The sequence below is a fragment of the Amycolatopsis sp. NPDC006125 genome (assembly GCF_040614195.1).
Lineage (GTDB): Bacteria > Actinomycetota > Actinomycetes > Mycobacteriales > Pseudonocardiaceae > Amycolatopsis_E > Amycolatopsis_E tucumanensis.
The window spans coordinates 20,718-30,717 of sequence record NZ_JBEXTZ010000098.1; the positions used below are offsets into that span (position 1 = coordinate 20,718).

Here is a 10,000-nt window from a genome sequence, read left to right on the forward strand (position 1 = left end):
CCCGGCAGCCACGCGGCCGCGTCCCTAGACACCCATCGGGTGCCAGACGGTCTTCGCCTCCAGGTAGCGCCGCAGCCGGGCGATGTCCGGGCGCTGCGTCCAGTCCGGCTCCTCCGCGGGCACGGCCAGCACGCGCTTCACCGTCCCGGCTGCCTCGCGGGCCAGTTCCGCGCGGTCCTCGGCGCCCGTCGGGTCCAGCGCGTTCACGTCGCCGTGCGAGGCCAGCCACGGGCCGAGCTCCGCGGCGCGCCCGGTGAGGATGTTCGCCACCCCGCCGGGCAGGTCGGACGTCGCCAGCACCTCGGACAACGTGATCGCGGGCAGCGGCCGCTCCGCGCTGCTCACCACGACCGCCGTGCAGCCGGTCGCCAGCGCCGGCGCCAGCACGCTCACCAGCCCGAGCAGCGACGACTTCTGCGGCGCGAGGATCCCGACCACCCCGGTCGGCTCCGGCACGGTGAACGAGAAGTACGGCCCGGCGACCGGGTTCGCCGCGCCCAGCACGCTCGCCACCTTGTCCGTCCACCCCGCGTACCAGACCCAGCGGTCGATCGCGGCGTCCACGACCGCCTCGGCGCGCCGCCCGGACAGCCCCTCGGCGGCCCCGACCTCGGCGACGAACTGGTCGCGGCGCCCCTCCAGCACCTCCGCGACCCGGTACAGCACCTGCCCGCGGTTGTAGGCGGTCGCGCCCGACCAGCCGGGGAACGCCTTGCGCGCGGCCACCACCGCGTCCCGTACGTCCTTGCGCGAGGCGTGCGCGGCGTTGGCGAGGAAGTTGCCCTTGCTGTCGGTCACCGGGTACACCCGGCCGGACTCCGAGCGCGGGAACTTGCCGCCGATGAACAGCTTGTACGTCTTCGCGACGGTCACCCGCTCAGACATCCAGGTATCCCTCCAGACCGGTGCGGCCACCCTCGCGGCCGAAGCCCGACTCCTGGTAGCCGCCGAACGGCGCCGCCGGGTCGAAGCGGTTGAACGTGTTGGCCCAGACCACGCCGGCGCGCAGCCGGTTCGCCGTCCACAGGATCCGCGAGCCCTTCTCGCTCCAGATCCCGGCGGACAGCCCGTAGGGCGTGTTGTTGGCCTTCGCGACCGCCTCGTCCGGCGTGCGGAAGGTGAGCACCGACAGCACCGGCCCGAAGATCTCCTCGCGCGCGATCCGCATCGACTGGTGCACGCCGGAGAACACGGTGGGCGCGAAGAAGAACCCGCGGTCGGGCACCGGGCACGGGCTGGTCCACCGCTGCGCGCCCTCGGCCTCGCCGGAGTCGGCCAGCTCGCGGATCTTGGTCAGCTGCTCGGCCGAGTTGATCGCGCCGACGTCGGTGTTCTTGTCCAGCGGGTCGCCCAGCCGCAGCGTCGTGATGCGGTGCCGCAGCTTGTCCAGCAGCTCCTCGGCGACCGACTCCTGCGCGAGCAGGCGCGAACCGGCGCAGCACACGTGGCCCTGGTTGAAGAAGATGCCGTTGACGATGCCCTCGACGGCCTGGTCCAGCGGCGCGTCGTCGAAGACCACGTTCGCCGCCTTCCCGCCCAGCTCCAGCGTGAGCCGCTTGGGCGTGCCCGCGACCTGGCGCTGGATCTGCTTGCCGACCTCGGTCGACCCGGTGAACGCGATCTTGTCGATGCCCGGGTGCCCGACCAGCCGCGCGCCGACGTCGCCGGCGCCCGGCAGGATGTTCACCACCCCCGGCGGCAGCCCGGCCTGCTGGCAGATCTCGCCGAACACCAGCGCGGTGAGCGGCGTCGTCTCGGCCGGCTTGAGCACCACGGTGTTGCCGGTGGCCAGCGCGGGCGCGATCTTCCACGCCAGCATCAGCAGCGGGAAGTTCCACGGGATGATCTGCCCGGTGACGCCCAGCGGCTTCGGGTCCGGCCCGTATCCCGCGTAGTCGAGCTTGTCGGCCCAGCCCGCGTGGTAGAAGAAGTGCGCGGCGACCAGCGGCAGGTCCGAGTCGCGGGACTCCTTGATCGGCTTGCCGTTGTCCAGCGTCTCCAGCACCGCCAGCTCACGCGAGCGTTCCTGGATCAGCCGCGCGATGCGGAACAGGTACTTCGCGCGCTCGCTGCCCGGCATCGGGCCCCAGGTCTTCTCGAACGCCTTGCGCGCGGCCTTCACCGCGGTGTCGATGTCGGCGGCGCTCGCCGTGGAGACCTCGGCCAGGACCTCCTCGGTCGCCGGGTTGACGGTCTTGAGCGGTTCGCCGCCGCCGTCGACGAACTCGCCGTCGATGAACGGCCGGTAGCTCGGCTTGAGGTTCGCCAGGTCGCGCGACTCGGGCGCGGGCGCGTACTCGAAGGCAGGCATCAGTCCACCGCCACGTAGTCGGGGCCGCTGTAGTGGCCGTCGTGCTGGGTGCGCCGCTGCAGCAGCAGGTCGTTGAGCAGGCTGGACGCGCCGAAGCGGAACAGCTCCGGGGTGAGCCACTGCTCGCCCGCGACCTCGTGCACGGCGACGAGGTACTTGATCGCGTCCTTGGTGGTGCGGATGCCGCCGGCCGGCTTGACGCCGCGCAGCTCGCCGGTGGTGGTGAACCAGTCGCGGACGGCCTGCAGCATCACGTGCGTGACGGGCAGCGTCGCGGCGGGGGAGACCTTGCCGGTGGAGGTCTTGATGAAGTCGCCGCCAGCCAGCAGGGCCAGCCAGGAGGCGCGGCGCACGTTGTCGTAGGTGACCAGCTCGCCGGTCTCGAGGATGACCTTCAGGTGCGCGTTCCCGCAGGCGGCCTTGATCGCCTGGATCTCCTCGAACACCTCGCCGTAGCGGCCTTCGAGGAACGCGCCCCGGTCGATCACCATGTCGACTTCGGTGGCGCCGGACTCCACGGCCAGCGCCACGTCGGCGAGCTTCACCTGCCGGGACGACCGCCCCGAGGGGAAGGCCGTGGCGACGCTCGCGACGCCGATGCCGGTGCCCTTGAGCCCGTCGACGGCCGTCGCGACGAGGTCCGGGTACACGCACACCGCGGCGACCTGCGGCGTGTCCGGCCGCTCCGGGTCGGGGCGGCGGGCCTTCGCGGTCAGCGCGCGGACCTTGCCGTGCGTGTCGGCGCCCTCGAGCGTGGTCAGGTCGACCATCGAGATCGCGGTGTCGATGGCCCAGAGCTTGCTGGACTTCTTGATGCTGCGGGTCGCCAGGGCGGTGGCCCGGGCCTCGACCCCGACCTGGTCCACACCGGGCAGGCCGTGCAGGAAGCGCCGGAGGCTCGCGTCGTCGCGGATGGCGTCGGCGAGAGCGGCCGGCAGGGTGGGTGCGCTCACCCGCCCAGGCTAGCTGGGCTACCGCGGGAGTGGCCGCACATCCTCCGCGCCCCGGTCCGCCGGTGGTCAGCCCTCGATCTGCCCCTGACCCTTCCGCGGTTTGCGCACGACCGTGACCGCGCCCCAGAACGCGAGCCCGGTGACCTTGACGACCGGCGCGCCCGGCGGCGGGGGCTCGGTGGACGCGCCGCCGCGGTCCTGGCTCTCGAACGCGCCCATGAAACCGACGCCGGTGACCTCGACGATGATGTCGTCGGGCACCACGATGTCGATGCCGCCCATGATCGCGACGGCGGTGATGGTGGTGTGCCGTTCGCTGAACCGGGCGCTGCGCAGGTCCATCTCGACGCCGCCCCAGAACGCGACGCTGGTGTGGTCCGGCGGCACGGTCCACGGGCCCTTGCGGGTGACGCCGGACATGACGGCGACGGAGGTCTTCGAGCCGGGCACCCCGCCGATGCGGTTGTCCGGGGTGAGCGCCCGCGGCGCGGCGGGCTGCACGGCGGCCGGCGAGACCCCCGGCAGGTCCGCGACCGGCGGCTCCAGTTCGGCGAGCGTCTTGGCGGCGTACACGGTGTCGAGCCGCTCTTCCAGTTCCTGCACGGTGATCCGCCCCTCGGCGAGCGCGTTGTGCAGGATCTGCGCGACCCGTTCCCGGTCCGCGTCGGAGGCCCGCATCGGCGGGCGCTCGGGAGTCCCAGGCTGTTCCACCGCGCGAGCCTATCTGGGTCCACGCGGTTTCCGGGTCACCTTCCGGAGACTGTTCCGTCCGCGCCGACGATCACGTCCACGTGCGCGACGTGCTGCGTGCACGGCCCGGAACCGAAGCTCGCGACGTGCACCGGAACGCTCCCGCCCGCGCCCAGCGCTTCGCGGCCGTCGGCGGTCAGCAGCCGGACGGTGACGTCGCCGTGGCCGGCCTCGAACCGTTGCGCGCGCGTGCTGCCGAGGTCCGGCGCCACGACCCCGCCGGCCTGCGTCGCCCGCGCCGTCGAGCACGTGCCGGACTGGCACAACCGCAGTTCCACCGACGCCACGTCCGGCACCGCGGGCAGCACCACGCGGGACGGCGCGGCGTAACCGATCGCGGGACACGCGACCGGGGCGCACGCGGCCAGCGCGCTGCCGATTCCCAGCACCGCGACCACGGTGCGCATCCGGACCACCCCCGTTGTCGGCTACCGTGACGCTCCATGGACGTGCTTGTCGTCGATCATCCGCTGGCCAAGGCCAGGCTGTCGACCATGCGTGACGCCCGCACGGACAGCGCGGCCTTCCGGGCGGCCCTGCACGAGCTGACCGTCATGCTGATCTACGAGGCCACCCGCGAGGCGCCGGTGCGCACCGAGCGCATCCACACGCCCGTCGCCCGCACCGACGCGTACCGCCTCGCGAACCCGCCGCTGCTGGTGCCCGTCCTGCGCGCCGGGCTGGGCATGGCCGACCAGGCGCACAAGCTGATCCCCGAGGCGCAGATGGGTTTCGTCGGCCTGGCGCGCGACGAGGAGACCCTCCAGCCGACCCCGTACATGGAGTCGCTGCCCGACGACCTGTCCGACCGCCCGGTGTTCGTCCTCGACCCGATGCTCGCCACCGGCGGCTCGATGGAGTACACGATCCGGCTGCTGACCGGCCGCGGCGCCACCGACGTCACCGCGATCTGCGCACTCGCCGCGCCGGAGGGGATCAAGCACCTGGAGGACAGCGGCCTGCCGGTCCGCGTGGTCACCGCGAGCGTCGACGAACGGCTCAACGACTCCGGCTTCATCGTCCCCGGCCTCGGCGACGCGGGTGATCGTCAGTACGGTGCCCGCTGACCCGTACTGGAACAGCAACGTCGCCCGGCATCCGGAGGTCCTGCGCGCCGTGCCGGACGGCTGCGTGGAGGCGCTGGACGTCGGCTGCGGCGAGGGGCTGCTCGCGCGGAAGCTGATGAGCAGGGCGAAGCGGGTCACCGGGATCGACTGCTCGCCGGAGATGATCGCCCGCGCCCGCGAACAGGCCGGCGGTCCGCGGTTCGTCGAGGGGGACTTCCTCGCCGCGGACCTCCCTGCCGGGCACTACGACTTCGTCTGCTCGGTCACCGCGATCCACCACATGGAGTTCGAGCCGGCGCTGGCCCGCATGCGGGACCTGCTGCGCCCGGGCGGCACGCTCGTCGTCGTCGGCCTGGCGCGCGAGGCGACCCTGGCGGACTGGGCGATCTGGGCCGCGGCCACGCCGGTCGTGCGGATCACCAAGGTGCTGCGCCGGGCGAGCGTCCCGACGGGCATGCCGACCCTCAAACCGGCGATGAGCTACCGCGAGGTCCGGGAGGCGGCCCGGCGGCTCCTGCCCGGCGTGCGCTACCGGCGCCACGTGCTCCGCCGCTATTCGCTGACCTGGGTCAAGCGCCACCCGTCCGCGTGAGCGCGCAGCGCCGTCTCGTAGGAGGCGGCCACGTCGAAGTCCCGCGGCAGGTTCCCGTTCAGCTCCAGCGACACCAGCCCGTGCACGATGCCCCACGCGCTCACCGCGATCACCTCGGGCGCGACCGCCCGGAACGCCCCGGCGGAGATCGCCGCGCGCACGGTGTCGACCAGCGGCGCGAGTGAGTCCCGCGCGGTCCGCGCGGCCTCCGCGCCGGGCTCGAACCCGGGCAGGGCCTTGGTGAACATGATCGAGTACAGGTGCGGGTCGGCCAGCGCGCTCTCCCGGTAGGCCAGCCCCAGCCGCACGAAGTCCTCCACCGGGTCGCCCGAGCGCGAGACGCCCCGCAACCGCGCCCCGAACCGCCGGAACCCCTCCAGGTAGACGGCGTTGACCAGCTCGGGCTTGCCGCCGAACAGCGAGTACACCGCGGTGGTCGAGGTGCCCACGTCCGCGGCGAGCTTGCGCAGGCTGAGCGCCTTCGGCCCGTCCGCCGACAGCAGTTCGCCGGCCCGGTCGAGCAGTTTCAGCCGGAGTGCTTCGTCGTGGGTCCGGGGTCGCGGCATGCCCCCAGGCTATCGCGACACCGTTATCGTTCCCCTGCTTCCGGAGTTGACCTGGAGTGCACTCCAGGTCGTAGTGTCGGCAGCATGAGCTACTCGATAGCGGAAGCCGCACGTCGCAGCGGGCTGTCGATCGACACCCTCCGCTACTACGAGCGCATCAAGCTCCTCGACCCGCCCGCCAGGGACGCCGCGGGCAGGCGGGCCTACTCCGACGCCGACCTCGCGTGGCTGGAGTTCCTCACCAAGCTCCGCACCACGGGCATGCCGATCAAGATGATGCGGGAGTACGCGCAGCTGCGCGGCGCCGGTGACGCCAGCGCCGGCCGCCGCCGCGCGATCCTGCTCGAACAGCGCCGCTCGGTCGCCGAGCGCATCGCCGAACTCCAGGCCTGCATGGACGTCCTGAATTACAAGATCGAGAACTACGACCGCATCTGCGCCCGTGTCCCGGGCGCGGCCGGCGTGGTCCGGGAGGAGATCTCCGCGTGATCGGCACCAGGAAGCTGGGCGAGCTGGAGGTCGGCGCGCAGGGCCTCGGCTGCATGGGCATGAGCCAGGCCTACGGGGTGCGCGACGACGACGCGGAGTCCATCGCGACGATCCACCGCGCGCTCGAGCTGGGCGTGACGCTGCTGGACACCGCGGACGTGTACGGCCAGGGGGCCAACGAGGAGCTGGTCGGCCGCGCGATCGCGGGCAAACGGGACCAGGTCGTGCTGGCCACCAAGTTCGGCATCGTGCTGGGCGCGGAGGGGCAGCAGGTGCGCGGCGACGCGGCCTACGTCCGCCAGTGCGCCGAGGACTCGCTGCGCCGCCTCGGCGTCGACCACATCGACCTCTACTACCAGCATCGGGTCGACCCGGCCGTCCCGGTCGAGGAGACCTGGGGCGCGCTGTCCGAGCTGGTCGCCGAGGGCAAGGTCCGCCACCTGGGCATCTCCGAGGCGTCCGCGGACACGATCCGCAGGGCGCACGCCGTCCACCCGGTGACGGCCCTGCAGAGCGAATGGAGCCTGTGGACCCGCGGGATCGAGGACGAGGTCGTGCCCACGTGCCGCGAGCTGGGCATCGGGATCGTGCCGTTCTCGCCGCTCGGCCGCGGGTTCCTGACCGGCAGCATCACCAAGGTGGAGGAGCTGCCGTCCGACGACATGCGCCGCAACCTGCCGCGCTTCGCCGAGGGCAACCTGGACCGGAACCTGCGCATCGTCGAGGCGCTGCGGAAGCTGGCGGCGGAGAAGGGCGTGACCGCCGGCCAGCTGGCGCTGGCCTGGGTGCAGAGCCGGGGCGCGGACGTCGTCCCCATTCCCGGCACGAAGCGCCGCAAGTACCTGGAGGAGAACGTGGCCGCGGCCGCGCTCGAACTGTCCGAAGCGGACATCCGGAGCATCGAGGCGGCTGTTCCCGCGGAGGCCGTGGCGGGGGAGCGCTACCCGGCGGCCCTGGCCCGCAACGTCGGCAAGTGAGGCCGGTGGCCTGATCAGGCCACCGCCACCCCGACCGCCGTCGTGATCATCGCGGCGGCGAGCAGCACCGCGCCGCTGACGGTGACGCCGTGCGCGAGCGGCTTCCGGTCCGGCAGCAGGTTGAGGAACATCCCGCCGGACTGCGCGAGGATGCCGACCAGCAGCAGGACGGAGACCACCCACTGGCCGGCCGCGCCGAGCCCGCCCGCGGCGACGAGTTGCAGGGTGATCAGCGCCAGCACGAGCAGCACACCGGCGTGCGCGTGCCCGGCGCGGAAGTACGCCCGCTGCTCGTCGGTGAGCTTGCGCTTGCGCAGCAGGCCGAGCAGCGAGTAGCCGCCGAACATCACCGTCGGCAGCGAGACCAGCGCGATCACGGTGAACAGCTGGGTGGGACCGGACAGGGCGATCATCGCGAGCTTCCTCTCTGGGAGCGTTCCACGACAATCGTAACAGCGTTACGTAACGACGTTATTCCATCAGTCCGGCAGCGACCGTCGCGCCCAGCTCCCAGCAGCGTTCGAGGTCCGCCTTCGACGGTTCGCCGGTGACGGTGACGATCTCCGCCGCCTTCTCCCACCCGAGGCCCGTGGTGATCGACTCGATGCCGCGGACCGTCCCGGAGACGTCGCTGCCGCCGTGCACGTAACACCCGAACGGGCGGCCGCGCGTGGAGTCCAGGCACGGGTAGTAGACCTGGTCGAAGAAGTGCTTGAGCGCGCCCGACATGTACCCGAGGTTGGCCGTGGTGCCGAGCAGGTAGCCGTCCGCGTCGAGCACGTCGGTGGCGGTGGCCGCGAGAGCCGCCCGCCGCACGACGGTGACCCCCTCGATCTCGTCGGTGGTCGCGCCCGCGACCACGGCTTCGAACATGGCCTGCAGGTTCGGCGAGGGCGTGTGGTGCACGATCAGCAAGGTGGGCACGCCTGAGGAGCGTGCCGTGGCCGGTGCGCCGGTGCAAGCGCGCCGGGGGTGCCGAGCAGCCGCAACGCCTCCTGGCCGGCGCTGCCGGGCGCGGCGGTGTAGAGGATGACCCGCTGGTCGCGGTCGGGGACGAGCAGCACCTCGCACGCGACCTCGAACTCGCCGGTCCGCGGGTGCCGAAGGACCTTCGTCCGGTCGCGCCGCACGATCACGTCGTGCCGGGACCACAGCTCGCGGAACTCGGCGCTGCCCTCCCGCAGGTCCTCGATCAGCTCGCGGATCCCCGGGTCGTCCGGGTACTTAGCGGCGGCCGCGCGGAGTGCGACGGCGAAGTGCTCGCCCGGGTCCGGGTAGCGGCTCCCACCGGAGTGGAGGAACCGGTCGCGCGCGAGGTTGCGCTCGCGGGGTAACAACTCGGCGAGGTCGCCGAAGACGACGGCGGCCAGGGGGTTCCACGCCAGCACCTCGTACTTGACGTCGACGACCAGCGCCGCCGCCTCGTCCAGGTGGTCCAGGAGGTGCCGGACCCCGGACGACACGTCCGCGGAGGGGCCGTCCGGGTCGGGTTGTTCCCCGGCGAGGTGGAACAGGTGCGCGCGTTCTTCGTCGGAGAGCCGCAGCGCCCGCGCGACACCGGAGAGGACGTCCCGCGGTGGCTGCGGACTGCCGGCCTGTTCCAGGCGCGTGTAGTAGTCGGTCGAGATCCCGGCGAGGTTCGCGACCTCCTCCCGTCGCAGGCCGGGCGCGCGCCTTCGCGGTCCGGCCGGCAGCCCGACGTCGGCGGGCCGCAACCGGTCGCGCCGGGTCCGCAGGAATGCCGCGAGTTCTCGCATGTCCCCAGTGTCCGGATCTTGGTCGAGCGGCCTCCGGGGAACCGCCCGATCGCGCCGTGGGCGGGCCGTCGCGACGCCTTTCCGGGCCGAAAGGGCGCTTGATCAGCGCTTTTACCGTTAAGGGACCCCCCTGTTCGAGCCCCATTTCGGGGCATGTAATCTTCTCTTCGTCGCCAGGGAGACCGGGCCGGCGGGGAAGAAAAGCCCCAAGGGAACGGGATCCGGGCGGGGGGTCACGAACCAAGCTCCCACCGATGGTGGTAGAGTGGGTGACCGCCGCCGGACGAAACCACAGCGAAATTGGAGTCGCGAGACTTCGCGCGCTGGAGGGGTCGTCGGGTCACACAACAAAACGTGTTGTTTGAGAACTCAACAGTGTATTGATGAGCTAAAGCCAGTTGATTAGCTAGAACCCTTTGTGGGTTCCTTTGAGGCTATCATGTATAGCCGGATCGATTTTCTAGCATTGTTGGAGAGTTTGATCCTGGCTCAGGACGAACGCTGGCGGCGTGCTTAACACATGCAAGTCGAACGCTGA

13 protein-coding genes and 1 rRNA gene are annotated in these 10,000 nt (G+C 71.9%); 5 read left to right on the forward strand and 9 right to left on the reverse strand.

What is annotated here, in order from left to right:
- Nucleotides 1-24 precede the first annotated feature (24 nt).
- The 5 genes from ABZ193_RS35035 to ABZ193_RS35055 form a co-directional block, all read right to left on the reverse strand.
- Nucleotides 25-885 (reverse strand): aldehyde dehydrogenase family protein, encoded by an 861-nt coding sequence (locus ABZ193_RS35035; RefSeq protein ID WP_123683912.1) that lies wholly within the window; start codon nucleotides 883-885, stop codon nucleotides 25-27.
- Nucleotides 878-2,311 carry an aldehyde dehydrogenase family protein gene (locus ABZ193_RS35040; RefSeq protein ID WP_354712887.1) on the reverse strand — a complete coding sequence of 478 codons (1,434 nt, stop codon included), beginning with the start codon at nucleotides 2,309-2,311 and terminating at the stop codon, nucleotides 878-880. Before ABZ193_RS35040 ends, ABZ193_RS35035 begins: the two co-directional genes overlap by 8 nt.
- Entirely contained in the window at nucleotides 2,311-3,264 is a 954-nt protein-coding gene (gene deoC, locus ABZ193_RS35045) for a deoxyribose-phosphate aldolase (protein WP_237339936.1), read from the reverse strand. The genes ABZ193_RS35040 and deoC overlap by 1 nt, the downstream gene beginning before the upstream one ends.
- Before the next feature lie 66 nt (nucleotides 3,265-3,330).
- On the reverse strand, nucleotides 3,331-3,942 hold the full coding sequence (locus ABZ193_RS35050) for a DUF1707 domain-containing protein (RefSeq protein ID WP_020421819.1): 612 nt from the start codon (nucleotides 3,940-3,942) through the stop codon (nucleotides 3,331-3,333).
- Nucleotides 3,943-4,010: 68 nt separating this feature from the next.
- Complete coding sequence (locus tag ABZ193_RS35055; protein WP_237339935.1) at nucleotides 4,011-4,421, reverse strand: hypothetical protein; 411 nt, start codon at nucleotides 4,419-4,421, stop codon at nucleotides 4,011-4,013.
- A 36-nt stretch (nucleotides 4,422-4,457) separates the two neighbouring features.
- Here ABZ193_RS35055 and upp point away from each other — a divergent pair, with 36 nt between their 5' ends.
- Nucleotides 4,458-5,081, forward strand: coding sequence for a uracil phosphoribosyltransferase (gene upp / locus ABZ193_RS35060; RefSeq protein WP_020421821.1), 624 nt, complete (start codon nucleotides 4,458-4,460; stop codon nucleotides 5,079-5,081).
- The gene (locus ABZ193_RS35065; protein ID WP_237339934.1) at nucleotides 5,071-5,673 is read left to right on the forward strand and encodes a class I SAM-dependent methyltransferase; all 603 of its coding nucleotides are present in this window, start codon (nucleotides 5,071-5,073) and stop codon (nucleotides 5,671-5,673) included. Before upp ends, ABZ193_RS35065 begins: the two co-directional genes overlap by 11 nt.
- On the opposite strand, the gene ABZ193_RS35070 is transcribed toward ABZ193_RS35065, so the two are convergent.
- Nucleotides 5,634-6,239 carry a TetR/AcrR family transcriptional regulator gene (locus tag ABZ193_RS35070; protein WP_020421823.1) on the reverse strand — a complete coding sequence of 202 codons (606 nt, stop codon included), beginning with the start codon at nucleotides 6,237-6,239 and terminating at the stop codon, nucleotides 5,634-5,636. The genes ABZ193_RS35065 and ABZ193_RS35070 overlap by 40 nt on opposite strands.
- An 84-nt stretch (nucleotides 6,240-6,323) precedes the next feature.
- Here ABZ193_RS35070 and ABZ193_RS35075 point away from each other — a divergent pair, with 84 nt between their 5' ends.
- Entirely contained in the window at nucleotides 6,324-6,728 is a 405-nt protein-coding gene (locus tag ABZ193_RS35075) for a MerR family transcriptional regulator (RefSeq protein WP_237339933.1), read from the forward strand.
- Nucleotides 6,725-7,705: an aldo/keto reductase gene (locus tag ABZ193_RS35080; RefSeq protein ID WP_237339932.1), complete on the forward strand. Its 981-nt coding sequence runs from the start codon at nucleotides 6,725-6,727 to the stop codon at nucleotides 7,703-7,705. Before ABZ193_RS35075 ends, ABZ193_RS35080 begins: the two co-directional genes overlap by 4 nt.
- A gap of 14 nt (nucleotides 7,706-7,719) precedes the next feature.
- On the opposite strand, the gene ABZ193_RS35085 is transcribed toward ABZ193_RS35080, so the two are convergent.
- From ABZ193_RS35085 to ABZ193_RS35095, 3 genes are read right to left on the reverse strand one after another with little or no spacing between them, the layout of a single operon-like run.
- Nucleotides 7,720-8,118, reverse strand: coding sequence for a hypothetical protein (locus ABZ193_RS35085; RefSeq protein WP_237339931.1), 399 nt, complete (start codon nucleotides 8,116-8,118; stop codon nucleotides 7,720-7,722).
- A gap of 58 nt (nucleotides 8,119-8,176) precedes the next feature.
- Complete coding sequence (locus tag ABZ193_RS35090; RefSeq protein WP_017986804.1) at nucleotides 8,177-8,629, reverse strand: flavodoxin family protein; 453 nt, start codon at nucleotides 8,627-8,629, stop codon at nucleotides 8,177-8,179.
- Nucleotides 8,614-9,462, reverse strand: a complete 849-nt coding sequence (locus ABZ193_RS35095) for a helix-turn-helix transcriptional regulator (RefSeq protein ID WP_237339930.1) — start codon at nucleotides 9,460-9,462, stop codon at nucleotides 8,614-8,616. The genes ABZ193_RS35090 and ABZ193_RS35095 overlap by 16 nt, the downstream gene beginning before the upstream one ends.
- Before the next feature lie 466 nt (nucleotides 9,463-9,928).
- Between ABZ193_RS35095 and ABZ193_RS35100 the strand changes: the two genes are divergently transcribed.
- Nucleotides 9,929-10,000: ribosomal RNA gene (locus ABZ193_RS35100) — 16S ribosomal RNA — on the forward strand; the annotation flags it as partial.

Excerpts from the sequence above, each read along its gene's own strand:
- ABZ193_RS35095 (WP_237339930.1), bottom strand. The coding sequence starts at position 9,462 with ATGCGAGAACTCGCGGCATTCCTGCGGACCCGGCGCGACCGGTTGCGG.
- ABZ193_RS35050 (WP_020421819.1), bottom strand. The coding sequence starts at position 3,942 with ATGCGGGCCTCCGACGCGGACCGGGAACGGGTCGCGCAGATCCTGCAC.
- ABZ193_RS35055 (WP_237339935.1), bottom strand. The coding sequence starts at position 4,421 with ATGCGCACCGTGGTCGCGGTGCTGGGAATCGGCAGCGCGCTGGCCGCG.
- ABZ193_RS35075 (WP_237339933.1), top strand. The coding sequence starts at position 6,324 with ATGAGCTACTCGATAGCGGAAGCCGCACGTCGCAGCGGGCTGTCGATC.
- ABZ193_RS35040 (WP_354712887.1), bottom strand. The coding sequence starts at position 2,311 with ATGCCTGCCTTCGAGTACGCGCCCGCGCCCGAGTCGCGCGACCTGGCG.
- ABZ193_RS35085 (WP_237339931.1), bottom strand. The coding sequence starts at position 8,118 with ATGATCGCCCTGTCCGGTCCCACCCAGCTGTTCACCGTGATCGCGCTG.
- ABZ193_RS35070 (WP_020421823.1), bottom strand. The coding sequence starts at position 6,239 with ATGCCGCGACCCCGGACCCACGACGAAGCACTCCGGCTGAAACTGCTC.
- upp (WP_020421821.1), top strand. The coding sequence starts at position 4,458 with ATGGACGTGCTTGTCGTCGATCATCCGCTGGCCAAGGCCAGGCTGTCG.
- ABZ193_RS35035 (WP_123683912.1), bottom strand. The coding sequence starts at position 885 with ATGTCTGAGCGGGTGACCGTCGCGAAGACGTACAAGCTGTTCATCGGC.